13 protein-coding genes are annotated in these 26,853 nt (G+C 37.2%); 1 reads left to right on the forward strand and 12 read right to left on the reverse strand.

Annotation, left to right across the window (positions count from 1 at the left end; genetic code table 11):
* Positions 1-490: 490 nt before the first annotated feature.
* Entirely contained in the window at positions 491-2,410 is a 1,920-nt protein-coding gene (locus tag N4T20_RS18345) for an RICIN domain-containing protein (RefSeq protein ID WP_260670517.1), read from the forward strand.
* Between the two features lie 348 nt (positions 2,411-2,758).
* Here the strand turns inward: N4T20_RS18345 and N4T20_RS18350 are convergent, their stop codons facing one another.
* The 12 genes from N4T20_RS18350 to N4T20_RS18405 form a co-directional block, all read right to left on the reverse strand.
* Positions 2,759-3,874: an alpha/beta hydrolase-fold protein gene (locus tag N4T20_RS18350; RefSeq protein ID WP_260670518.1), complete on the reverse strand. Its 1,116-nt coding sequence runs from the start codon at positions 3,872-3,874 to the stop codon at positions 2,759-2,761.
* Between the two features lie 17 nt (positions 3,875-3,891).
* Entirely contained in the window at positions 3,892-5,175 is a 1,284-nt protein-coding gene (locus N4T20_RS18355) for a glycosyl hydrolase family 8 (protein ID WP_260670519.1), read from the reverse strand.
* Positions 5,176-5,228: 53 nt separating this feature from the next.
* Positions 5,229-6,191, reverse strand: coding sequence for a glycoside hydrolase family 43 protein (locus N4T20_RS18360; RefSeq protein WP_260670520.1), 963 nt, complete (start codon positions 6,189-6,191; stop codon positions 5,229-5,231).
* Positions 6,192-6,356: 165 nt separating this feature from the next.
* The gene (locus N4T20_RS18365) at positions 6,357-7,850 is read right to left on the reverse strand and encodes a RagB/SusD family nutrient uptake outer membrane protein (protein WP_260670521.1); all 1,494 of its coding nucleotides are present in this window, start codon (positions 7,848-7,850) and stop codon (positions 6,357-6,359) included.
* A 12-nt stretch (positions 7,851-7,862) separates the two neighbouring features.
* The gene (locus tag N4T20_RS18370) at positions 7,863-10,871 is read right to left on the reverse strand and encodes a SusC/RagA family TonB-linked outer membrane protein (protein ID WP_260670522.1); all 3,009 of its coding nucleotides are present in this window, start codon (positions 10,869-10,871) and stop codon (positions 7,863-7,865) included.
* A 602-nt stretch (positions 10,872-11,473) separates the two neighbouring features.
* Positions 11,474-13,150, reverse strand: a complete 1,677-nt coding sequence (locus N4T20_RS18375) for an endo-1,4-beta-xylanase (protein ID WP_260670523.1) — start codon at positions 13,148-13,150, stop codon at positions 11,474-11,476.
* A gap of 32 nt (positions 13,151-13,182) precedes the next feature.
* Complete coding sequence (locus N4T20_RS18380; RefSeq protein WP_260670524.1) at positions 13,183-14,217, reverse strand: DUF5627 domain-containing protein; 1,035 nt, start codon at positions 14,215-14,217, stop codon at positions 13,183-13,185.
* Positions 14,218-14,261: 44 nt separating this feature from the next.
* A complete protein-coding gene (locus N4T20_RS18385; protein WP_260670525.1) occupies positions 14,262-16,001 on the reverse strand; it encodes a RagB/SusD family nutrient uptake outer membrane protein in 1,740 nt (579 codons plus the stop codon).
* A gap of 27 nt (positions 16,002-16,028) precedes the next feature.
* On the reverse strand, positions 16,029-19,052 hold the full coding sequence (locus N4T20_RS18390) for a SusC/RagA family TonB-linked outer membrane protein (RefSeq protein WP_260670526.1): 3,024 nt from the start codon (positions 19,050-19,052) through the stop codon (positions 16,029-16,031).
* A 40-nt stretch (positions 19,053-19,092) separates the two neighbouring features.
* On the reverse strand, positions 19,093-20,982 hold the full coding sequence (locus N4T20_RS18395) for a RagB/SusD family nutrient uptake outer membrane protein (RefSeq protein ID WP_260670527.1): 1,890 nt from the start codon (positions 20,980-20,982) through the stop codon (positions 19,093-19,095).
* A gap of 10 nt (positions 20,983-20,992) precedes the next feature.
* Positions 20,993-24,193: a SusC/RagA family TonB-linked outer membrane protein gene (locus tag N4T20_RS18400; protein WP_260670528.1), complete on the reverse strand. Its 3,201-nt coding sequence runs from the start codon at positions 24,191-24,193 to the stop codon at positions 20,993-20,995.
* Between the two features lie 693 nt (positions 24,194-24,886).
* Positions 24,887-26,827: a glycoside hydrolase family 97 protein gene (locus N4T20_RS18405; RefSeq protein WP_260670529.1), complete on the reverse strand. Its 1,941-nt coding sequence runs from the start codon at positions 26,825-26,827 to the stop codon at positions 24,887-24,889.
* Positions 26,828-26,853: the final 26 nt, after the last annotated feature.

Below are 26,853 nucleotides of genomic sequence, written 5' to 3' on the forward strand. Positions count from 1 at the left end.
ATAAATTGTAACAATTCACATGATTTCTGTTTATTCCTAAACGAATCCCATCCCTAACAATATAATGCACATCGCTATTGATTGGCATTCAGTTATGCTGGATCATTGCTTTGTCAAGCATCCCGACAGACTGAGATGATATTTTTTCTACGGCTAAAAGCTAAAGCAGTATTAATCTGAAGCTGTAAAAATGAACATACAATTACATAATTTTTACCGACTTTCCTAGTTAACTGTTATATACTTACTTTTTAAATCGATCTTGCCCTTTTAAAAAAGCTTGCATAAGGCAATATAAGACAAAAGCTAAACGCATAGACCGCTCCACATTTGATTATCAAAATTTTACTCAGAATCCTCCAATAAAATATTTTCTTAACAAATAACACAATCGGTTGTTTTTTTTAATGTCTTTTATTATTAAATTAGCAGTAAAAAACTTACTCTAAACAAAGAGTAGATTTACTAACTAATTAAAACCATTTAAGTTATGAAAAGATTAAAAAAATTACTTTTTCTATTTTTAATGTTTATTCCTTTAATGCAATTATTTGCCTGGCCCGGAATGCCTCTGCCTCCATTGCATATCGAAGGTAAAAATTTAAAGGATCCCTGCGGAAAAAACGTTTTGCTTCATGGCGTTGCCATCACTCCCAGTCCTTGGTTTAATGGATGCTCGTATAACCAATGCCGTTGGGATAATTATAATGTTCAAGGCTGCCTAAACTATAATAATGCTGTTATGGACGCGCTTACCAACACAAGTAACGGATGGAAATTAAATTATATAAGGCTTCATATTGATCCTTACTGGACCAATACGCCAGGCTGCTCAGCGGGAGAAAATGATATCTCCTGCTTTGATTACAACAGATTGGTAACTTATGTAAATCAAGTTATAATTCCTTTAATTAATCATGCCAGAAGCAGAGGACTTTATGTTGTCCTTCGCCCTCCTGGAGTATGTCCTAATCGAATTGCCTATGGAGACAATTACCATAATTATCTAAGAACTGTGTGGCAATATCTATCGGGCCATCCAAATTTAAAAAATGTAGATAATGTGATGTTTGAAATAGCCAATGAGCCTATAGAAATACTTGGGACAAATGGAAATTGGGGAGCTACGGGCGATGAACATTTTGCCGCTTTACATAATTACTTTCAGGATTTAGTAAATAAAATTAGAGCCAATGGTGCAAATAATGTCTGCTGGATACCAGGAACGGGATATCAATCCCATTACCAAGGATATCCAAACCATTTGATAACAGGCGGCAATATTGGTTATGCTGTTCATGTTTATCCTGGCTATTGGGGAGCAAATGCAGAAAACACCACCAGTTTTAATAACGCTTGGAATGCTAATGTCCAGCCTATTGCAAACGTTGCTCCTATTATGATAACAGAAACGGATTGGTCTCCCACAGGTGATGGAACGTGGGGCACTGGCACGACAAGCGGTTTTGGTCTCAATCTGAAAGGAAGAATTGATGCTACTGGAAATTGCAGCTGGAATCTGCTCGCACCGGAAGGCCTTATAACCAATGCAGATCCATACAATGTTACAACTGCATTCAACAACAATTGGGAGGCTTGTGCTGCACCAGTCAAACAATGGTTCTCTGCATATGCAAACAGTAACATCCCATCGCAAAACTGCACTACACTAATAAATAATAGTGTCTATGAAATTGAATTTAAAACAAACTCAAATAAGGTAATAGATCTTAAGTACGGAACTAATGCAAATGGCACGGCGATTCGTCCTTGGGATAGATCAGGAGCAACAGCGCAGCAGTGGATTGCCATTGATGCTGGAAACGGCTATTGGCGATTTAAATCAAATGCAAGTTCTACAGGACGCGTAATAGATCTTGAAAGCGCAGATCCAACAAATGGAAAATCGATTAGACTTTGGGATGACTATAGCAATGATGCCCAAAAATGGCTGGTAACAGATGTTGGCAATGGCTATTACAGCGTAAAATCAGCCGTAGATACTTCAAAAGGCTGGGACACTTCCAATTGCAATATGGATGGCACCGCAAATCTTCAGCTTTGGGAATATTACGGGACTTCGTGCCAGTTATTCAAGTTCAATAAAATAGAGGCTACAGCAAAAAGTGCCAATGTTGCTATTTTGGCAGATAATATTGAAGCAGATACTACTATTCAAGTATATCCGAACCCATCAAAAGATGGAGAGTTTAATATTTATTGCGCTTCACAATCAGACGAAAATTATTCTCTGACTATATACTCAATTACTGGTGCGCCATTATACGAAACCAAAAATCTAAAATCTAACACTAATCATGTTATAAGAACTAAACTTCCTAGAGGTATATATTTAGCGAAGATTCTTCAAAATTCAACTGCAACAACCAAAAAAATTGTAATTGAATAGCCTATTCTTAAATAATAGATACTAATATTGATACTAACTTTATAGTTTTATCCATTATTGTTTATTAATACAAAAACCACTACTTTAAATTTTATTTAAAATAGTGGTTTTATTTTTCACTTCAAATTTAACGAACAGCCAATAACTTTGCAGCCAAACCTAGCCTTCCTTTACATAAATCATTGGCTGGCGTTTAAAATGCGAGATGAATTTTCTGCTACCGGTATTTTTAAAAAATAATCAGGAAGAAATCTCAAAGACAATCTGCATACAGCGAAAAATGGCTTTCCTATCTTTACTCTATCCAATACCAGAATAAACATCCAAAAAGCATCTTGTTTTTAAGTACTATCTAAACAATAGCGGAGCTAATTCTTTGAAGCTTCTTCGCCAAGTCAAAAATTCGTGAGCCGTATTTTCAGAGATATAAGAAACGGCATTAACCCCTGCATCTTTCAATGTTTTTACCGCAGACTGTACTGATTCGGGCCTTTCGCGGCTGCCACAGCTTATAAAAATAAGTTTAAGCTTTGACTTGTCTTCAATTTCTTCTGGCTTATAAATTCCTCCGCTTAAAAGTGCATAATGAGAGAAAATATTAGGTTTATTAAGCGTGATAGAATGCGTTTCCATTCCGCCCATTGACAGACCAGCCATAGCACGGTTTGCCTGATTGGAAATCGTACGAAAATTTGAATCGATGTACGGAATTAATTCCTCTACAAGAACCGTTTGAAATGGTTCTATTTTAAAGCTTGCCAATCCGCCGTATTTAACTTCGTTTGTCATTCCGTACGCCATGACGATAATGAATGGTTTTATTTTGCCTTCAGCAATTAAATTGTCCATAATTAAGTTTACACGCCCCTGATTGCTCCAAGCGGTTTCATCTTCACCCCAGCCGTGCTGTAAATACAACACTGGATATTTTTTGTCCTTATCTTTATGATAAGAAGGTGGGGTATATATAAAAGCCCTACGTGATGTATTGGTGCTCTTTGAAGGGAAAAGAATCTGCTGCACATTTCCGTGCGGAACATCTTTTAATGCATAGAAATCCTGATCGTGTGCCGGAATTTCAATACCGCTTTCCCAACGTGTAGATCCGTAAAAATTGAGCGCACCAGGGTCATTAAAAATTCCGCCATCAATTGTAAGGTGATAATAGTGGAAACCTTCATCCATTGCTCCTTCTGTAGTGCCTCTCCAATAACCGTCCTGATCTTTTGTAAGAACAGTTCCGCCTTTGGCCCCTCCCAATCCAAGACTTACTACAACAGATTTTGCTTCTGGTGCTGAAATTTGAAATCGTGCATAGCCTTGAGAATTAACTTTTGGATATTCCTGTCCTGGCTGATTAACCACTGAAGGTTTAAAATCTTCGATAATTGAAGTTGTTTTTGTCTGTGCAAAACCAACAAAGCTTGATAAAACCAATAAGATAACAATTCTATACTGTTTCATGTTTTCTGTTTTAAAAGTTATTTTACTTCTGGAACAATAATTTGATATTTTCCGCTAAGATGCATTAGGCTAAAAAGATACATCAGCCCATCATAGTATGGATCAAAGTAACCGTCTTCGTAGGGCTCAAGCTTAGCATTCCATAGGGCATGAACAAAATCCAAACTTTCTTTATCGGGATTAACTAATGACGCTGCTGCTGAAGTGGCTACCAACCCAATAGAATGCCTAAGCTTTTTTACAGGACCGGCTTGAAGGATAAAATCAGGTGTTGAGCCATCTAGATTAAATTGATCTTCGAACTTGTCTAATCCTTTAGATCTAAGAAAATTTTGAAAGCGCCTCGCATATTCCTCCTGCCATTTTTTATCTTTCCCATACCAAGTATAATCCATTGCCACATTCATGGGAACTCGCCATGAATCATAGCGAAATCCCGCAGGCATCCAAGGTGTTGGATGCGGTTCTCCAGAAAACTCGGTGTAATCAGAATTAAGACCTGTTACGGGATGACAGGCTTTATGCAAAAAATTACGAGAAACCTCTGCACATTCTTTATAAAATTGCTCATGTCCATCTTTAGCATACAGTGCCCAAACTTCGAAGAATGCAGGGACATGATAAGAAGGATCTGTCCAGTTATAGCCACCTCCCTCGGGAACAAATGAAATCTGTTTGTGTTCAATATTTATAATATTATGCACATTGCCTGTACCATCTTTTTTCCACATGGCATCCAGGATTCTCCTAGCTTCTTTGTAATAGTCAATTCCTGTACTATTGCCCCATTTGTTAGAAGCAAAAAGAAGACTCGTAACATAATATAATTCACCATCTGAAGCCGAACCCGGAGAATTCTGCTTTTTGGTCACCGGATTTACGCTCCATGCAAAATAGCCTTCTCTTGGTCCATCCTGATGCTGCATATATTTTACAGACCATCTCCATAAGCAATCAAAAACATCTTTCTTGTCGAGCTGGACAGCCACCATCATACCGTAAGACATTCCCTCGGTACGGGCATCTTTATTTTTAACATCGGAAACATATCCTAGATCATCTCCTTCTTTAAAATATACTTTGTTTGGGCCTTCGAATATATCAAAATAGGCTTTAGCTAGTTTCTTGTCTATTTCATCTTGACTATAACCTGCTTCCTTAAAGAGATTTTTGTATTGAGGCCTTTCAGATTCTGCTTTAGCGGTTTTCTTTTTGCTCTGCCCTATTCCCGATAATGGAATTGTTAGCATGAATGCTATCATAGAAACCGAAATTTTAATGCTTAATTTTTTATATACCATTATATTTATCTTTTTTAATAGTATTTATTCGTAAGAAAAAACAAAATGAGATTTTATTTTACGGAACCTACTCCCTCTGTGGTTTGTATAATTTTTTGAATAGTTCCGTCTTTGTTATAATGCATATAGTCTACACAAATTGAACGTCTGTAACTGCCTCCTGTTGGCAAACTTCCGTTGTGGTAAAAGAAGTACGATTTTCCTTTATAGTCAATAATTCCAGGGTGCGTGGTGAAACTATTTTGGACATTCTCCTGAATAATTCCCTGATACTTCCATGGTCCAGTTATACTTTTCGCTGTACAATACTCTATCATTTCAGGTTTTGTGCCTGCACTGGCATACACTAAATAATAAAGTCCTTTTCTTTTGTACACCCACGGACCTTCAATATAATTTTTAGGTTTAAAAGTGGTAATTTCTCCATCCAATTCTATCATATTCTTCTTAAGCTTCACCCATTTGCAGCTTCCATTTCCCCAAAACATATACGCTTGTCCATCATCATCTATAAATACAGTAGGGTCGATATCATCCCAACCATATTTCATATCTGTTGTCATTTCATTTATAATAAGCGCCTTCCCTATTGCATCTTTAAAAGGCCCAGTTGGACTGTCTGAAACTGCCACGCCTATTGCAGCGCCTCCCTGGCTTACTTCATCTTTTTTATGAAATGTAGAAACAAACCAATAGAATTTTCCGTCTCTTTCTATGCACTGGGCTGCATACGCATCGCCAGTTGCCCAAGAAAATGCACTTGGAGAAAGAAGGGCTCCGTGATCTTTCCAATCTTTCATATTGGTGGTAGAAAAAACGTGCCAGTCGGCCATTTTATAATTGGTATCTTCCTGAGTAGCTACATCATGTCCTGTATACAAATACAAAGTGCCTTTATGCACTAGAGGTGCTGGGTCGGCTGTAAAAATATCTTTGATAATAGGATTTTGTGCTTCTATGTTTATTGCAAATAAATTACAAAAGAGCACACATAAAATTTTACCTGTATTTTTCATTTTATATGATTTAATTGAAATAATTTCGAAAATGAAGTCAGTTTTTCTGCAATTCACTTTCTGTAAACAATAAACAGCGCAATAAATGCGCTGTTTATAAAAAAACTAACTTGACTTAACTTAACTTGACTTTATTTAACTTAAACTTACCAAAATTTAAATATCTTAATAACCAGGATTGTTATCGCTTGGTTTTATTTTAGGATTAGAAGATGTTTCTCTGTTTGGTATAGGCCATAGCTCACTTTTACCAGGAGTAAAACCTGTACCCTGCAATACTGTACTTGCCATGTTCCATCTTATAAGATCATCAAAACGAGATTGTTCTCCAGCAAATTCTACCTGACGTTCGTGAACAATTGCAGCAAAAACTGCGTCTTTTGATGCCGTAATACTCGTTGCCAAGTTTGCTCTGTCACGAACTTCTTTAATATAAGCAATCGCTGCTGTCTGCGAACCGCCATTTCTCTGGTTTTCGCACTCTGCTTTCATAAGCAATACATCTGCATAACGCATCACTTTAAAGTTAATGCTTGAACGCGTTGCTTCATCTTCTCTATTGTAATAGTTTTGATACTTTTTCCACCCCGCTCTTCTAATACCTGCAGAAGTAGTAAAATTGCTTGCGACCATAACCTTAGTTCCTTTTAAATAAGATGATCCTGGCACATAAAAAGTATCTCCAAAACGGTTATCTCCTGCTTCATAAGAATCTAAAAGATCATCTGATGGGTAAACATTGTACCAGCTAAGATTTCCGTATTCCTGACCTCTAAGTGTTGACTCATCAAAACCAGTTCCTCCACTATCTCCAACAGCTCCCCACTGATCACCAGTTCCATTTTTTTCATCAAACTCAATTTCAAAAATAGATTCTTTACCATGTTCTGTTTCTTGCATGAAGTTGTTGTAAAAATTACCTTTATCTTCAAGGCTGTAACCAGTCACATTGTTAAGCGCTGCTAAAGCTTCATCATATTTCTTTTGGTACAATAATACCTTACCCAATTGCGCATAAGCCGCTTCTTTATTGGCTCTTCCTGCAGATTCTGATCCTTTTGGCAAAAGATTTTGTGTTGCAAATACCAGATCCTCTTCAATTAAAGCGTATACTTCTGCTTTAGGGCTTCTTGCATTTCCAACAATAGTACCTGTTTTGTAAATTGGCAAATCGCCAAAACGTCTTACTAATAGGAAATAATAGTAGGCTCTTAAAAAATGAGCTTCTCCTAAATACTTGTTCTTTTTTTCCTGAGATAAAACATTATTGGGAAGAGCATTGATTTTAGGCTCATTATCCAACACAAAATTAGCTCTAGATATTCCCGTAAAACAAGACTCCCAATAGTATTGAATAATATCGTTTCCTGCGTTAAAAGAAAAATCCTGAAAAGGCTTTTTGTTACCCTCTAACTGCGGATTTCCTAAAGCATCATGCCCCATAAGGTCCATCGCAAAGAAAAGATTTCTTCCATAAAGCCCTCTTGTCTGAAGATTTGCATACGAAGCGTTTACGGCAGACTGCACCTGAGTTTCGGTTTTAAAGAAAGTTTCAGGCGATAAAGTATTGGGGTTAGTCAATTCTAATTCGCTACTGTCACATGAAGTTAGAGTTAAAGCTCCAGACAGTACTATAAGTATATATTTAATTTTTTTCATCGTCTTTAAATATTAAAATGTAACATCAATTCCAAAAATTACCGATTTTGGCTGTGGATATCTTCCTAAATCGATACCTGCAGAATTTGCATTACCATCGGCACGTGCAATTTCTGGATCTAAACCAGAGTAATTAGTAATTGTTATAAGGTTCTGTCCGCTTATATAGAACCTTGCTTTTGAGAAATAGGTCTTAAAAGCATCTCCTGTTAATGTATATCCTATAGCGATGTTTTTTAATCTTGTAAAAGAACCATCTTCAATATAGCGTTGGTTTGCAGAAGACCAGTTGATATCTGCTCCTTGTGCTCTTGGCAAAGTCGCTGACGGATTTGTTACAACACCGTTTTGAACAATTGCTCTGTCGAGAACATCAGTGCTGGCATTAAACAAACGGTTCATTCCTTTTAGGTCAAAAGTGTTTGCATTATAAATATCATTTCCTGCAACTCCTGTGATAAAGCAATTAAAATCAAAGTTTTTATATGCTGCAGTTAGGTTTAAACCATAAGTAAAGTCAGGATACGGATTTCCGATATTTGTTTTATCATCTGAATTAATCACTTTATTGCCATCGCGATCTACAATTTTAATATCACCCGGTTTTATAGCAGTCTGACCTGGTCCAAAAACAGCATCTACTTCTGCCTGATTTTGGTAAATTCCATTAGTCTGGTATCCATAAAAATAGAATAATGGTTGTCCTACTTCTAATCTAGAGAAATTTTCTAAACCTGCTCTTGGCGATGGGCCACCTAATACGCTGGTCACTCCAGGTGCTAAACCAACCACTTCATTTTTACTTGTTCCTAAATTTGCAACGGCAGACCATGTAAAGTCTCCTTTTCTGTCATTGTAGCCAATAGAAACCTCAAAACCGCTTACTTTTACGTCTGCAATATTTTGAATTTGAGTTCCGCCGCCTGCAGATCCAACAGAAGCAGCCAAAGGAACTGCAAAAAGAATATCGCTGCTTTTATTATTGAAATATTCAAATGAACCTGTTAGCGCATCATCAAATAAACCGAAATCAACACCAATATTTCTATCTAGTTTTGACTCCCATTTCAAGTCCGGATTAGCCGCAACACCTAAAGAAACACCTGGTGCATTTTCTCCTCCAATTGGATAATTGTAATTTGCCAATAAAGTAGCGCTGTATTGATAATTGTCAATTCTATCATTTCCTGTTGTTCCTGTACTAGCTCTAAGTTTTAAGGTGCTGAAAATAGAATTTTGCATAAAGTTTTCTTTCGCAATATTCCAACCTAAAGCCACTGAGTAGAAATTCCCCCAACGGTTATTTGCCCCAAAACGAGAAGATGCATCTCTACGTCCTGAAACTGCTAAAAGATATTTGCCATCATAATCATAGTTGATACGAGCAATATATCCTAAGTTTTTTTCTTCATAATTAGAAGACCCTAAACTACCCTCATTATATCTTAACTGATCAATTTCGTTTGAAATGTAGTATTTGCTACCTGCTGCTAAACTTTGTCCTTTTCCGTCAATTTTAGTAATAACTCCCAATACTTCAAGGTTGTGCTTTTGAGCAATAGTTGTTTTATACGTTAAACTATTATCAAAAACGATAGTTTGCCCTTGAGAATTTGTTTCGTTGGTTGAAGAAAATGCTTGTTTGTGATAAGAGCCATCTTGAAAGCTTGGAATAAAAGTATGGTCTTTACTTGTAAAGTAATCTAAAGAAACTTGCGATCTGAATTTCAAACCTTTGTAGATTTCTAATTCTGCATAAATATTTCCGATAATAGACAGGTTGTTGATTTTTTGATATCCTAAATTAGCCACACGCACTGGGTTTTCAGCATCATTTCCATCAATGGCGCTAGGCCCTTGATAACCGCCTAAACTATTTTCATTATAAATTGGCAAATAAGGAGCCATTTTAATGGCATGCTCAAGTAAAGTTCTTCCACCTGAACTGCGCTCTGGATTAATGGTGCTGAAAGAAACCCCCATGTTACTTCCTATTTTTAGTTTGCCAATATCTTGTGTATTATTAGCTCTAAAAGAATAACGCTCGAAACCCGTATTGATAATAGCTCCATCCTGTTTCATATATTCTGCAGAATAACGTCCTGTTGAAGTTTCTGTACCATTTGAAAAACTCAAGTTATAATCCTGCATAACTCCAGTTTGAAAAATCTGGTCCTGCCAGTTGGTATTGATATTTCCAAACTCAGCTGCCCTTGCTGTTAAGTCGCTTCCTAAATCTTTAGCATATTGCAAATATTGTTGCGTGTTTAAAACATTGTATCTTTTTGTCACTTCCTGTCCACCAACGTAAGTGCTAAAGTTTAACTGACCCGGGCCTTTTTTCCCTTTTTTGGTAGTAACCATAATAACCCCGTTAAATGCCTTAGAACCATACAAAGCGGTTGTAGAAGCATCTTTCAAAACAGAAATGCTCTCGATATCATTCGGGCTTAAACCAGAAAGGTTCCCAGTCAAAACTCCATCAATTACATATAGAGGAGCACTGTTTCCCATTGTAGCCAGACCACGAATACTAACTGTAGGATTAGAACCTGGCGCGCCATTTACCACTGTAACCCCTGCTGCACGTCCTTGCAAAGCAGATTCAGCATTGGTAATAGGCACTGCGGCAATATCTTTTGAACTTACCGTAGAAATCGCTCCTGTAACTTTAGCTCGTTTTTGAGTACCATAGGCTACTACAACTTCATTTAAATTTTGTGTGTTTTGAACAAGAGTCACATTGATTGAGCTTCTTTCGCCTACAGTAATAGTCTGCGAAACTAAGCCAACATATGAATACGTTATTTTATCGGTAGGATTAACTCCGTTTAAAGAGTATTTACCGTCAAAATCTGTTGATGCGCTATTCTGCGTACCTACTACATTAATACTGGCACCCGGCAACGGAAATCCTGAAGGGTCGGTAATCACGCCATGAATGGTCTTTGATTGTGCCATTATGCTATGACTGCCAACTAACAGCAGTCCGATTAGTGCAATTTTGAGTTTTAACTTCATATTAATTGTTTTTTGTTTGGTTTAAATAGTTAATGGTTTTTTGTTTTTTTAATTAGTAAAGGTTCATATGTATTCTTTTATTCTGTTTATGCTTAAAATCTTTTTTTGTAAAAAAGACTATTTGGATATGAATCAATTTTAGAAACAACATATCATCAACAAATATAAAAAAACAACTCGTAAAACAATCGGTTGTTTAATAATTTATTTAAAAAAAACTCAAAAAATAATACAAATAAAAACATTAAAAATATTTTTATCTTAAAAAAATTAATAATTATTCATTTTATAAATAATTTTTAAAATAAATAATTATAATTCAGCGGCTAACTGACCAACTTTCTACAAAAAATATAATATTGAAAAAAGAGAGTAAAATCCTTAAAAAACTTCTAAAATATCAGTAAAAATTTACTAAAATTAGTTAAAATGATCGATTTTGCAATTTATCTTATACTGATATTGATTTAAAAAGGAATAGAAAAAGTCAAAATAACAATCGGTTGTTAAAAAAATAGCCGTTTTTTTAAACTAACAAACCCTATTTAATAAAAAAGCCCGATGCAATTGCATCGGGCTACAAAAAACACTTAAAAATATATTTACTTCATTTCATTTAATCCATCTGCAAATCGTGCATAGGCTGGTTTACGGGTAAACTGGATATCCCATAAAGCTTGTTTTTCGCCAGGAAGCCAAGAAGAATCTTTTTTGCTGTCGCTAACTCCCCAAACCGTAATGCCATATTTTTGTTTGGCTGGAATATACTTTGAATACATATCTACAACATATTTATACATTTCAGCTTGTTTTTGAAGCATAGTTTCGGTCACATCTGCAGTTCCTACTGCAATATCCAATTCTGAAACTTTAATAAGCTTGCCTGTTGCCGCCAATAATTGAAACATTGCTGCAATATTTTCTTTATTCGAATTAATGCTAATATGCATCTGTGTTGCAATCCCGTCAACTTTCTGTCCTTTACTTTCAATATACTCTACGTACTTAATAAGCCCCCTGCATTTGTCCAAATTGTATTCAAGATTATAGTCATTTACAAATAATTTATCAGTTGGATTGCCATATTTTCTTGCCAATCTAAATGCCTCTACCGCATAATCCTTACCTAAATAATCCTGCCAAAAAAATTCGTCTGCTGCCAAAGTTTTTCCAATACCTGTTTTTAATTCGTAAGGTTTGCCGTCATCCATCGGCTCATTAACCACATCCCAAGCTTTTACTGCAGGTGCGCATTTTTTCACCATTTCTGAAATCCATTTCTCCAAACTTTGATTAATGATATTTTTCTTTTCTTCTGGAGTCTTCTCAATGATTGTGCTTCCTCCTGTCGGATTGTACTTCTTTAATGTAATATTATCAAAATAGTAATTAGTTGCTGTTTTTCCAAGATTAAAGGCTATTGCTCCACAAGTTGCCTGCTCAGCCGAAACGGTAATCTCTTTTGTGTAGGTTGTCCAAGTTGGCGTTGAAGAAATTGTTCCGAAAAAATCCCAGTGCTTATAGGCTCCTGGCGTTACATGCGCCTGCGTAGAATAAGAAGCATTTACATCTGAACGGACATCCATTGACAACTGGTATTTTTCACCTGCCTGAACAGCTGGAGAAAATTTTATAAATAACTGTGCCTCCCAGTCGTTTGCACGAACTGCGGCATTGGTTAATTTAAGCGCTCTGCCTACTCCATTTGCACCTTCGCCAGCTGCAGTATATGCCATCGTTACATTTGAATTAACCTGATAATTGGATGTGTTATCTGATTCAAAATCATTGCCTGTTACAAGATCCCAACTTGGTCCTCCTGTTGATGGAATGATTACAGGAGCAATAAGGCCCTTTAAGTAAGCTGCATTTTGATTGGCGTGCCAGCATAATGTATGTCCAAATACTGTAACTCCAGATTGCTGGCTAGCGGCAAGCAGTTTTTCAATTCCAGAAAAGTCAAACGTGCCATCATTTTTAACTACTGCCCCATGCTTCATTTCGTATCCTGTGGTGATTTCGTCGAAATTTCGATCTACAAGCCTTTTAACAATTCCACCTGAAACATAATCTGATAATGAAATTCCGGCACCTAGTTTAAAATCTGGATTACCAGATCTGTTAACATAGGTCTTTAAATCTTTGTAAGCATCTATTTTCTCCTGATTGGCAATGGACTCTGGTTTGGCATATTCGAAATCTAAAACACTATCATTAGCACAGGACCAGACTGCTGCGGCAGTGCAGAACAGTAGCGCCATTTTATATAATTTCTTCATATCGTTTAAATTTATACTTTTAATAATTTCAATTATTTGGCAACTGGCGTAAATAATTCTGCAGTTACGCCTCTATCACGAAGTACTAATGTGTCTTGGGTTGTTAGGCTAAAATCTTGAAAATTCACTTTATAATCCAAATAAAGTGCATCGCGATCCTTGCTTCCCCAGCTGTTTTTTTCCCCTCTTTTCACAAATTTACCTGTGCCGGTTGCTGTAAACTGAGCACTATTGTTTCCAGAAACAGTACAAGCATTATTATCATCAAATGTGAGCACCAGATTAAAATTAATATTGGTTCCCGTATTATCTTTAATAGTAACAGGAAAATCTATAGTCTTCATTGACAAGGTATTTATCCTGTTAACCTGATCTTTCTCAACATATTGGCTGTGACGGGTTACTACTCTATTAAGCGCGGTGTTTCCGTTATTTCCAACAAAAGTGTCTTTACCTCTTCTTAAATAAAATCCATCCCAAGGATTTACATATTTAATAGCGTAAAAAACATAATCTTTGGGAGCTATACTCCAATCGGAAGCTAAGGGTCTTAATGGATTTGCAACTAATGCTTTTCCTGATAAAATAGAATCGGCATTCATAACTTTCGTCATTTGAAGCGGAATAACATAGGTCTTTTTTATGGCAAGAGGATCTGCAAAGAAAGCATCTGTCAACTGCACTTCGACTCCTCCAGAAATCTGACCTTTCGGAATAACAATTTTATCGCTCAAAAGTGTGTAGTAATTTGAAGGCATGGCAACAATCTGATCGCCTCCGCTTTTAAACAGAAGATTTGATGTTAGAGAATTGGCAACCGAAACATCAATTGTTACGTCTTTATTATTCTCATAAACCCCGCCTAAGGTTCCCATAATTTTGCATTTATGCGCATTATCTAGCGATGTATCAAATATATCTTCTCCTAAAGTTATGGTTCTAACAGGAAACTGATAAGCAAAATAAACTGCTGAATATTCGTAATCATCAAAATTTTGATCATCGTTAGTGCATGCTGTCAAAAAGCCAAAGAGAACCGCGGCCATTAAAAATATCTTGTTTTTCATTTTTCTATACATTTATATAATAGACATTTTAGGTAGAAATAATTCTACCATCCTTTGTTCTGAATCAGAGCGTTAAACTTAAGAACTTCAGAATATGGTATAGGGCCATAATTCATATACTCTTGAAAAAGTCTATTTTCTACAGTAATTTTTTGATAGGCACCTCCTTGAATTTTCATTCCTTCTGCTGCGCTGGTTAAGTTTAAATTCCATCTGCGCAAATCCCAAAATCTAAAACCTTCAAAACATAATTCCAATCGACGCTCGTTTCTAATCAAATTGCGCATCGCAGACTGGTCTGATTTAATAGATTCCAAATACAAATCGGGCTGGCTTATCCCTGCTCTTTTTCTTAGTGCCTGAATTACGTCGTAAGCCGAAAATCCTGCAGAACCACTAGCCAAAGGCCCCCATGCCTCATTTGCTGCTTCAGCGTAAATCAAATACAGCTCTGTATATCTCATACGAGGCTTATAGTGCCTTTGATTATTAACTGCATTTGGATTTAAGTTAACATCCTGACGCAATAATTTTTTCATATAATAGCCTGTTCGCGTAGATGTACCGACTTTGTTTAGTGCGTCATTTGTGCTTCCGTCACTTGCTGTAGTAATAACAGTATTGTTTACACCCGCTGTAGCCTGATTGACTAAGATAAATTTCTGCAAACGCGGATCACGATTAGCATACGGATTGGCAGCATTATAATTACTGGCCGGATTTGTAATAGGATATCCATTCGCCATAGGAAAAGCATCCACTAAATTTTGAGTTGGATTAACACGCCCTTTTCCAAAAAGTGTTGGCGGAAAATTATCGCTTTCTAAAGTATTGCTTTCTGCAATATCTGATCTCCAAATTACCTCTTTCGGATTTACTCCTCCTCCTAAACTGCTCAATTCAGCCGCATTATTATACCAGTTTAAACCGTTCGGATCGATACCTGCAATGCCACCATTCAGATTTAATAATTCCCCTGCATATTTAGCTGCGCTTTCCCAAGTAGTAGTGCTTCCAGAGCTAAATGCAGGACTCGCCGCCAATAAAGCCGCTTGAGCTCTTACCACTTGCGCAATTCTAGAAGACATTCTTTGTCTAGCGTACTGCCCAAAAACACGATTATAATCTGCTAAATTATCATATCCAGGAGGCAAAGCCGTAGCATCTTCAAAATCTAACGGAAGCAACTCAACAGCCTTTGCAACATCGGCGTACAATTGCTTCATACAATCCTCAAATGAGCTGCGGCCAACATTGAAGTTTGAAGTTGAAGTTTGAGGCTCTAATAAAACCGGAACTCCCAATAACTCACCATTTGTTGCAACACCTGCATGTGCCTGCAATAAGTAGTACATATAAAGTGCACGCAGACCGTAAGCTTCGCCTTTTAGTCGATTTCTAAACAATACACTAACATTATCATCCTTTGCCCATTTTACCTTATCGGCTTCCGCAAGAAATATGTTTAGATATTGTATTGCGCTTTTTGAATTTGTCCATTGGTCTAATGGATTAAAATTGGCGGTCCACTGCCCCGTTGCCACTTTAAGATAGTTGCTATTGATATCGTTGGTAACAGCATCATCTGTAGCCACATCATTGAAAGACCAAGAATTTCCAGGCAATCTTGTATAAGCATTTAAAAGAATTCCCTGAGCATATTCTGCTTCCGCGTACATATCTTTCAATCCCCTGTTATTTTCTATAGCAGGTTCAATCAAGTCATCACAGCTGCAAAAAACAAACACAATTGATATAAAAGTTAATAGTTTTATTTTTTTCATATTAATTAAATTAAGTGTTTCTAAAATTTAAAATAATGCTTTAAGACCTAGATTGAAGTATCTAGTTTGCGGAGCACTGCCAATATTCAATTCCATATGTTCTCTCTCTTTTGCTATGGTTGCAAGATTGGCTCCTAGCGCATAAACACTTAGGCCATTGAAGAAAGTCTGACTCAGCGCTTTTTTTGGAAAATCGTATGTAATCTGAACCTTAGAAAGATCAATCCTATTGGTGCTATAAATCCAGAAATCTGATGAGCGGTAATTGTTATCGCTATTCAATGACGTTAATCGAGGGAATGTTGCCGTATCTTTTGTTTCTTCTGTCCAGCTGTTGCGAACATTTACAGAATATTTATCTTCTCCATCTATCCAATAGTAAGAGTTATTTTTCATGCCGTAAGCACCAGTCTGGCCTGTAACTATTGTAAAGAATGTAAAGTTGTTCCACTTAGCCGTAAAGTTAACTCCGTAAGTAAACGGAGCTCCGTTCCATCCTGCTTTACCCAAATAAACCCCATCTTTCACATCAATTATACCATCGCCATTCTGATCTTTATATTTGATGTCTCCTGGTTTAACTTGTCCAAAAGTCTGAGAAGGCGAGTTTTGAATATCATTTGCATCTCTAAAAAAGCCATCATTTTTAAGTCCCCATAAAGCATCCAAAGGTTTGCCTTGCCTGTTTTGATAAGAGTCTTCATAAAGCTCTGCACGTTTTGAAGCTTCAGTATTTAAATAAGTTCCCGTAAAGCCAAGCGCTAAATCTACAGTTCCGACCTTTTTGTTAAATCTCAAATCGAAATCAAAGCCTATACGTTTATCATCATTGTAATTGATGTAAGGAATAAACGAAGTGTTTGGCCAGCCTGTCGTATAATAGATAGGATATAAACTTGCTGCCTGAATAACATTTCCTTCAAATTTATTAATGAAAAAATTGCTGTTCAATGTTATTAATTTCTCGAAGAACGAACCTTCAAGACCAAAGCTTATCTCTTTTCTTTTTGCGAAAGTAAGGCCTAAATTTTCACCTCTTCTTGAGTCTGTACTTCTGTTAAGCGCACCATCTCTCCAGCTAAACCAAGCACCATCTGTCTGAGTATAGATGCTCTGATATAAATAATAACTGTTTACGTCTAGATCGGTATTTAAAACACCCCCAGAAGCTGTCAATTTAAGATAATCGATCGCGCTTACACTCTTCATGAACTCCTCTTCTGATAATTTCCATCCAACAGACATCGTTGGAGAAAATGCCCCACGGTTTCCTTCAGCAAATTTTGCTGAGTGAACATATACACCATTGAATTCTGCAAAATATTTTTGATTGAAATTATACCCTAAGTTTAACCCCAAATTAGCATTACTGGTTTTATGATACACTTCAGATCGTGATTGCTGAAATCCTGAAGCTGTAAGCATAGCCGATATATTATGCTGCTCCTTTATTTTTTTTACATAATTAAACTGTCCTGAAAAAGCCACGGTTTGATCAAAAGCACTATTGCTAATGTTCTGCACTCCAGATTTTGCATCTTTTCCGTATTTTGTTAAAGATGTTATCTGATCAAATCCTGCGTAGGTATTCCAATTTGCCTCATAAGTAGCATATGAATTGTTGTAAGACTGAGTATAAGAGGTAGCATAATCTACAGCAAAATCAGTGTGAAATGAAAGACCTTCCAATAAATCTCCCAACTTCACGTCAACGCCAGTATTGAATTGGAACTGACGGCTTGTGAAGGTATTATATCCTCCGGCATAAATTGCTGCAAACGGATTTGTCGGATTAAGCTGCGTACCGCCCAAAAGATATTGATTGTCTATTATATAATTACTGCTGTTAGCAAGAGCCAATGTTGCCTTATCATTTGGCTCAATCATGCTAATTGGCAATAAAGGGCTGAACAGATGCGGTCTTAAAGTTGCCGCATTTTGCCAATAATCTGTATTCACTCCTCTTGTGTTTGAATAAATGGCATTAGCACCTATAGTCGCAGAAATTCTATCATTAACACTAAGATCTACATTACCTCTAATATTAAATCTATTCATGTTATTATGGGCAGCTTCACCAAAATCTTGCAAAGGATCCTGTTGAGATAGAAAATTGACATTTGTAAAATATCTAGCTACTTTATTGCCACCAGTAATTTCGACATTGGCATCGTAATTAAAATAAAATTTCTTTATGTATTCAGGTGCGTAGTAATTAACATTCGGATATCGGTACGGATTTTTCCCCGAAGCAAAATTATAGATCGTTTCATCTGAATATAAAGGATCTAAACCATCATTAACTCTCGCTTGATTGTAATACTGCATATATTCTGCTGATCCCAGATATTTAGGGAGGCTCTTTGGAATAAACACGCCATTATCTAGTCTTGATGTAATCTGCTGTTTTTGAATTTTACCTTTTTTGGTTGTAATGTAAATCACTCCTTTAGCGGCACGGCTTCCGTAAAGTGCCACGGCAGATGCTCCTTTCAAAAAAGTAATCTGATCTATTTCAGTAGTAAGTATTGAATTGGCCGGTCTTGGAAAGCCATCTACTAATACCAAATCGCCTCCCATGCCCCATATACTTCCATTATAACCTCCCACAAGAGCCTGAACTCCATCAAGACTGTAAGTCGTATAATTTTTGTCTATTATTTGAGGCACATTTATATATGAAACGCCTCCCATTAAATTCTGAGCATCTTCCTTCTTGAAAGCAATCTGCACTTGGTCTGCCGCAATGCGATTAAGACTTAAATCGTCTATTCCGGTAGAAGCTTTAACCGAAAGCGATTGATATCCTGGCGCCTGCACTACTAAATCGGCATCTGGTGTTACTGTAATCGAATAGCTTCCTGTAGCATCTGTCGTTACCGAAACATTATCCGAACTACTTACTAAAGTCGCATTTTCAATAGGTTTGCCTTCTGCTCCAGTTATAATCCCTGTTAAATTTATTTTTTGATTATTTTGTGCAAGGATTTTAGCAGGTAACAAAGTTAATACTGCAAAACATAGCACTATTTTAAGCTGTATAAATTTCATTATTCTATATTTTTTTTAGTTTATTAAAATAGTCTATGAACTACCATCCTGGATTCTGTGAAAACTCCATATACATATTTACGTCTGCATTTTTTAATGGCAGCCAATAATGCTTTTCAGAAAATTTTCGCTCCAATATGACCACCTCGCGAATATTAAGCACTTTGTTCTGGCTTGGATTATTTACATCTAATGGACCAGCTCTATCAAATTCAATTGACTTTTTTAAAGTATACGGACTATCAATTAAAAGCATCCAGCGGCGCAAGTCGTTAAAACGGTGTCCTTCAAAACTCAATTCAACTGCGCGTTCACGTCTTACTTCTCCAATAAACGCATCTAAACCACCTGTAAATACAGCTGCAACATGGCCAACGCCAGCTCTGTCACGAATCACATTTATGGCGTCAACAGCTGTTTTTGAAAATTGCGGATCTTTTCCTGCTGCACCGCCGTAACCTACTGCGGCAGCTTCTGCATACATGATATAGATATCTGACAGGCGCATCCATGGAAGGTGGATATTAAGATTGTTTCCGTACCCAAAACCATCATCAAATTTATTGGCTGTTCTTGGAATGAATTTATACAGCAAATATCCCGTTCTACTGCCTGAGCTGATATTTCTATAGCTTCCATCAGTATAAAGATTGGCATATCTGTTTTGCTCTTCGTTTGCAGGCATAGATCCTGTAACACATTTTACGCCATCAAATACAATATCATTATAAAAACGCGGGTCCCTTCCTTTCCAAGGATATTGCGGATCATATCCTGATTCTGGATCCGCTTTCGTAATATCTTTAATCGGCATTCCATTTGCCATTCCGTAATTGTCAACATAATTTGCTGTTGGCAAAAACTTCACATCACCATCACAAATTTGAGGAGCCGGCTGATATTGTTTTGAAGTTCCCCAATTCGATCCGTTTGCGCCAAAATAAGGTCCTCTAAAAATCGCTTCTGTTGATCCAGGCATTCTCCAGTTACCTCCTGTTGTGTAAAAATTATCACTGTATTTGCTAAATGGAACCAATTTATACTGAGACGCACCGCTTTCTGTTATAGTCAGAAGTTCAGCAAAAGCCTTTGCCGCTTTTTTACAATATTCGGCATCATAACCAGCATTACCTGTAGAGACCTTATTCATTAACGGACTTCCTGCCCATAGATAATTTTTTCCCAAATAACCAAGAGCCATTATTTTATTAATGCGCAGATCATTTTTTCCTAAAGTTCTCTTTCCAACAGTAGTATCATCCCAATTTACCGGCAGTAAATCGGCAGCCTCTCTAAAATCGCTTCCTGCTTTATCTGCGCATTCTTGATAGGTAAGTCTTGGCAATTTTAAGGGCTTATCACTAGGAAGCACTTGATCAATATAAGGAAGCCCTCCAAAATACTGCATGAATTGAAAATGAAACCAGCCTCTAAAAAATAAAAGCTGCCCTTTTATCATTTTCTTTTCTTCCTCTGTATATTCGGTCATTTTATCAATGTTGGCCAGTCCTATATTAGCTTTACGTATTCCTGCCCATCCTAAAGTCCACAAATCTTTAGCAAAACGGTCGCTATTTGTGCTTACATTTCTTCTGTTCATCCAGCCTGCCTGCCATCCGTCAAATTCAGTCTGCCATCCCCAGAAATCTCCTTTATCTATTTTGCATACAAAATGAAAATCACGAGCTGTAGACTGAATTTCATCTTCTCCCCAATTCCATGAATTGGTCCAATAGGCATTTGTAAAATCAGGAACGCAATGGTACAATTCTTCTGTAAAGCCTTGAAAATTTTCAAAATTTTTAAATGCCTCTTCTGACGAAATATCAGAATCTGATGATTTTTCAAGATAATCCTCGCATGATCCTGAAATTAAAAGCGTACTTAAGACAATGCTGTACTTTACTATAGTATTTATATATTTTTTCATAATTCTCAGTTTAAAATATAATATTGGCTCCCAGATTAAATCGCTTTACAGTTGGATACGCTCCTTGTGACGCCCATCCTGTTCCTGCAAAATTAGATTCTCTATCATCTGGCATTTTTGACCATAGATATAAGTTGTTTCCGTTTATATATACTCGAATACTTTGCAGACCTGCAGATTTTACCCATTTAGATTTCCCGTCAAATGTATAGGCAATCTCAGCGTTCTTTAGACGCAAGTATGAGGCATCGTACATGTATCTGCTTCCATTATTAAAACTGCTTGCAGTAGATAGCCAGCGAGGCATTGGAGAATCGGCATTTGTATTATCAGCTGACCAATAAGATCCTTGATCGTAAACCACGTGATTCTGTTCGGACAAACTGGTTAAAACCACTTGTCTGGTAACATTGCTTACACCGTAAAACTGAACAAATGCACTGAAGCCTTTCCAGTTTACTCCAAAAGTGGTGTTGTATGTATTTTGGGGTGTCCCAGAATATCCGAACGGAATATTATCCTTCGCATCTATAACACCATCTGCATTAAAGTCTAGGATATTATAATTGCCTGGTAATTTTTGTCCATCATTTGTGCTATGAATAGTGCTGGCGTATAATTCATCCCATGTATTGTAGAAGCCATTGCTAACATACGAGTAACTCTGTCCAATTGCTTTTCCTTCTCCTTTTTGGTAATCTGGCAGCAACTCGGGATTATCGGCACTTATGATTTTGTTTTTGGCGTGCGTAATGCTGGTGTTCAGCCACAGATTCAGGCCACTTCCAAAAGTATAATTAAATTTAAGCTCAAGCTCATAACCTCTATTCTGAACCTGTCCAAGGTTGGCAACTGGAGCTACTGCACCATAATAAGAAGGTATTGCTCTTCTAAGACCGTCCAATAAGATATCGCTACGGTCTTCACTATACCAATCAAAGGTACCTGAAACCAATCCTTTGAAAAACCCAAAGTCAACCCCAATATCACTCTTTTTAGCTACTTCCCAGTGAACATCAGGATTACCGACTGAAGCTTCCTTATACCAAGTGTACGGACTCTGTTCTGCAGCTTCGCCTGTCACTCCCATCAGTGCATTGCCTCCATAAGCCCACTGCGACATATATAGCCATCTTCCGTTAACGTTGTCATCACCAATCTCTCCATAAGTGGCACGCAATTTTAACAAATCTAGAAATGATGCTGTTCCTTTCATGAAATTTTCTTTGGTAACGATCCAGCTTACCCCACCAGAAGAGAAAAATGCAAAACGATTTTCTTTATCAAATTTCTCCGATCCATTGTAGGCTCCGTTATATTCAATAAAATATTTGTCGGCGTAGTTATAAGTGGTACGGAAAACCCAATCTTCTCTGAAGTGCGGAATTTCACTTCCTGTAGCAGTCTGATATCTGTTAAAAAGCCCCAAAGCACCAATGTCATGTTTCTGGGCAATTTTGGTATGATAATTTAATTGCAGCTGATAGAAAAGATTACGAACTGAAGCCCCATCATTTACAGTACCTGCACTAGGCGACCACTTAACCCCTTCTTGAAAATCAAATCGGTTATTAAAGTCAAAACTATTTTTATAAAGCACCAGTCCGGTGTTTGGATCTATCCATTTCTGCTGTACATCATTATATAAATCGTTTACCCCTCTGTTATTCTCCACAAAAGTATTATCAAGAGCAATCATTCCTTTAAAACTAAGCCCTTTAACTACTTTATCTAAGTTTTGCTCCAGCGTAAAATCGGTATTTAACTTTGTATTGGTTACATATTGCACCCCACTTATCGCTAAATTCAGTACAGAGTTAGAAGCTTTTCCCTGATTTGGCGCGTAATACCCCCAAGAACCGTCTGCATAAAAAGGCAGGAACACATCTGGAGCTGTCGAATAAGCCGCATCCCACATTGGATACTCACTTCCCGAAGCTCCCCAAGGGCTTTTCTTAACACCATGAGAACCGGCAAGTCCAACTTTAAAGACAGTGCTTGGCGTAATCTGAAAATCTAAATTGCTTCTAACATTTAAACGGTTATAACCGTATCCCGCATCATATCCTCTATTATTGTTATATTTTTTAAAAAGATCTCCTTCACTTACAAAATCGGCACTGGCAAAATACTTCACATATTTGGTTCCTCCGCTTACATTCAAACTTGCATTGTAAGACATTGCATAATCTTTAAAAAGCGTTTTCTGCCAGTCAACATTCGGATAGCGTTCAGCTTCAGCAGTATTAGCAGGATATCTGTATTTATCAATTATAGCCTGTGGCAGATAATCGTTCCAGCTTGAAGGACTTAACGCCAATTCGTATTCAATTGCCCTATTTTTAACCATAAGCGCATCATAAGCATCCAGTTTGGCTGGCAATTCTGAAGGCACTTTTACTGTAGTATTGACAGTGGTTCTGATTAGTGCAGCACCAGAACGGCCTCGTTTGGTCGTAATGAGAATTACACCGTTAGCCCCTCTAACTCCGTAAACTGCAGTAGCAGAGGCATCCTTTAAAACCGAAACAGATTCTACAGAAGTGATTTCGACACTATTCATTGATCTTTCGACCCCATCTACTAAAATAAGTGGCTGTGCATTGTTCCAAGTACTGGCTCCACGAATAAAAAGCTGCGGATCTTCTTCACCTGGCATACCAGTACTGGCAGAAGTGATTAATCCAGGCACATTACCTGTCAAGGCAGCACCAATACTGTTAACCCCTCCTGCACGTTCTAGCGTTTTACCAGAAACCTGTGCAATGGAGGCAACCAGACTTGCTTTTTTCTGTTTTCCGTATCCAACAATAATTACTTCTCCCAAATCGGTCTGATCTTGCTTCATTTCTGCATTAATTTCAGACTTACCTTCTACGGCTATCTCCAATGGCTTAAACCCTACGCTTGTAAAAACCAAAATCGATTTTGACGACGGAACTTTTATAACATACTTACCGTCTATGTCAGTAACAGCAATCGCATTCGGCACGTTTTTTACGGCAACATTTACCCCCGGAATTCCCAAATGGTCATTGGCAGAGGTTACACGTCCTGTTATTATAATTTCTTGATTAGTCTGGAATACTGCTTTTTCGAAAGGTTTCGCCTTCTCAGCAGCCTGCAATGCACCTGTAAACAAAAACTGAAACAAAACTCCTAAAGGCAGATACTTCAAGCCAATAAAAATTCCACGTAATTTTATTCTCATATTAATTAAGATGTTTGAACTAATTATTTATTTATCTCTTCCTTAATTGATAAGCAGTATAAATACAAGGAAAAAACTTCTCCTGTCGAACAATAGATAGCTGCTTATAATTATCATTGCTTCATGTCGAATTGTGAGTCATTATTTTGCGGTTTAAAAGATTGGTTAGTAAGTTTTTTATAGTTCATCTGACTCCATTATTTGATTAATGAAATCTTCGGTTTGCTTTTGAGAAATGAATGTGAATTTTATGTTAACAAAAATATATAAAAAAACGAATTACACAACCGATTGTTTGAAATTTCATTGATTATTTAATAAAAAAATGAATAAATAAAAACGCATTAAACATTTTTTATTACAATTTTATGAATATTTGATAATTTAAAAACAGTTTCAACTAGAAACAATATTGGTTTTTCAACTAATCCTCAAAATTATTAACAATTGTATATTTTACACTTAATATTCTAAGCAGTCCTACATTGTAAGCATATTACCACAATAGATTCATAAAATCAGTACATTAGCCCAAAATTGAAGCGTAATAGATTCAATAGAAAGTAAATTTAGAAGCTAAAAACAACCGATTGTAATAATTGCATCACATCAAAAAACATGGATGCTACTTGGAAAGAAAAAGCCAGCTTAACCAATAAGCTGGCTTATATAAGAATGGAGCAGTAAAACGTTTTAATTTGTGATTACTATACCTCCATTTTTCGGTATTTTTAGTTCAACTTCTTTGTTTTTGCCTACTATCAATTTATTTACTTTTCCGTTTAACTGATCGTCATCAGCATAATAATTTACTGTCGCTCCAGAATTAAGCATTTCTAACTTTATTTTTATCTTCAACAGTTTATTTTCAGCATTAATTCCAGCTATATACCACTTTGCTCCTTTTCTTCTGGCCATCACAGCATATTTGCCTGGATATCCTTCCAGAAAGCGGACTTCATCCCAGACTGTCGGCACTTCTTTCATAAATTTTACGGCCCAGTCTGGAGCATCATATAAATTATTAGGCGCCAAAGCAAAATGCTGCACACCGCTCTGAAAAAGCACTGAAGTTGCTAGAGCAAATACATCTGAAGTCATTCTTTTAGAGCCTTTGTTGGGAATGTTATCGCTATTGTAGAATTTGTTCAAAGCGCTTCCGCCAAAATCCATGCTTCCCACCGCATTTCTTATAAAAGTATGCGTTGCTGCATTTACAGCTTCATTATCGCAGCTCTGCTGTCCGAAATGCAGATTCTCGCTTGCCAGAACCGCTTCGCTGGAGGCGTAGTTCGGATACATTCGTTCCCAGCCTCGAGGCAGGGTGCAGCCGTGAAAAATAACCATTATTCCGAATTCGTTGGCATCCGTCAGAATGTCTTCATACAGTTTCATGGTCACCTGCTTGTCGCCGCCAAAAAAGTCTACTTTTATTCCTTTGATTCCGATGCTTTTCATCCAAGCCATTTCTTTTCTTCTGATCGCCGCATTATCCATCAATCCTCTCGGGCCTTGCGGAGCATTATTCCAATACCCGTTTGAATTGTACCATAAATAAAGCCCAACGCCCTTCTGCTTTCCGTATGCCGCTAATTCTTCTATTTTATCGCGGCCAATCTGCGTATCCCAAAGCGCATCGACTAAAATGGTTTCATATCCCAGTGAAGCGCTGAAATCAATATATTGCTTCTGCACAGGAAACGTAGTGTTGTTATCCATTTTGATAATCCAGCTCCAAGTGCCTTTTGTGTACTGGTATTCTTTAGAGGCCTCATATTTTGGCTTAACCAGGTCAAACGGAATCGTGGTCTCCACTATCGGAGCAAGCGTTTCTCCAATTGTAATGGTGCGCCATGGCGTTTCTCCCGGAAGCGGGATTCCCGGCGATGTCGTCCCGTTTCCGTTATTTTCTCCCGGCATCGGAAATCCGATTGAATATAATCCGTTCTCATGTCCGATCAGCCTGCTGGCACAATAGCCGCTGTCGACTCCCGTTTCAGAAATTAAGACCCATCCGTCGTTTACTTTAAACAGACACGGGAACGTATATCCATTTCCCCAGCCATTTTTTCCGACGGCATCACCCAGCGTATAGGAAGTCTCATAACTGGGAGCTGTGTTTGCGAATCCGGTCATCGGATTGCTTTGCGGACACAGAAATGTCGTGGTTCCTTTTGGCATCAGAAATCCCGAAGCCTCTTCCTGAACCACGCAGGAAAGCGTCTCTTTTTGCGGATATATTTTATATTTAAATGCCAGATTATTATTGCTCACCCTAAAAATCACATCAAGAGCCGGTCTGCCCTCTTTTGTGAACGAAAAAACAGCTTCGTTGGCCGTATAATGCACGCTGCTTTTTTTGATGTTGCGAAGCTGATACGATTCGTCAATTTTATTTTGGATGCTATTTGCTTCCAAAGTTAATCCAGAGCTGAAATCTCCCGCATTTGTTTTTAAACCTAATGGCGATTTTTCTATAAACGTTTTTTCATTGAATGTTACACTATACTGGGGCATTCCGTTGTTTACAGAAACCGACACGGCAAGTTTTCCATCCGGACTTTTTACCACTGATTGGGCGTTTAGTTTAAAGAAACTAACTAAACACAAGAATAATATTTTTTTAAGATTCATAAACTTTGAAGATTTTTCTTTTTGTA

It is taken from the genome of Flavobacterium sp. TR2, from assembly GCF_025252405.1.
Lineage (GTDB): Bacteria > Bacteroidota > Bacteroidia > Flavobacteriales > Flavobacteriaceae > Flavobacterium.

Bases quoted from the DNA above. Each gene is read 5' to 3' on its own strand.
- N4T20_RS18350 (WP_260670518.1), bottom strand. From the start codon at position 3,874: ATGAAACAGTATAGAATTGTTATCTTATTGGTTTTATCAAGCTTTGTT.
- N4T20_RS18355 (WP_260670519.1), bottom strand. From the start codon at position 5,175: ATGGTATATAAAAAATTAAGCATTAAAATTTCGGTTTCTATGATAGCA.
- N4T20_RS18380 (WP_260670524.1), bottom strand. From the start codon at position 14,217: ATGAAAAACAAGATATTTTTAATGGCCGCGGTTCTCTTTGGCTTTTTG.
- N4T20_RS18370 (WP_260670522.1), bottom strand. From the start codon at position 10,871: ATGAAGTTAAAACTCAAAATTGCACTAATCGGACTGCTGTTAGTTGGC.
- N4T20_RS18345 (WP_260670517.1), top strand. From the start codon at position 491: ATGAAAAGATTAAAAAAATTACTTTTTCTATTTTTAATGTTTATTCCT.
- N4T20_RS18385 (WP_260670525.1), bottom strand. From the start codon at position 16,001: ATGAAAAAAATAAAACTATTAACTTTTATATCAATTGTGTTTGTTTTT.
- N4T20_RS18365 (WP_260670521.1), bottom strand. From the start codon at position 7,850: ATGAAAAAAATTAAATATATACTTATAGTACTGTCTGGAGCTTTAACT.
- N4T20_RS18360 (WP_260670520.1), bottom strand. From the start codon at position 6,191: ATGAAAAATACAGGTAAAATTTTATGTGTGCTCTTTTGTAATTTATTT.
- N4T20_RS18390 (WP_260670526.1), bottom strand. From the start codon at position 19,052: ATGAAATTTATACAGCTTAAAATAGTGCTATGTTTTGCAGTATTAACT.
- N4T20_RS18400 (WP_260670528.1), bottom strand. From the start codon at position 24,193: ATGAGAATAAAATTACGTGGAATTTTTATTGGCTTGAAGTATCTGCCT.
- N4T20_RS18375 (WP_260670523.1), bottom strand. From the start codon at position 13,150: ATGAAGAAATTATATAAAATGGCGCTACTGTTCTGCACTGCCGCAGCA.
- N4T20_RS18405 (WP_260670529.1), bottom strand. From the start codon at position 26,827: ATGAATCTTAAAAAAATATTATTCTTGTGTTTAGTTAGTTTCTTTAAA.
- N4T20_RS18395 (WP_260670527.1), bottom strand. From the start codon at position 20,982: ATGAAAAAATATATAAATACTATAGTAAAGTACAGCATTGTCTTAAGT.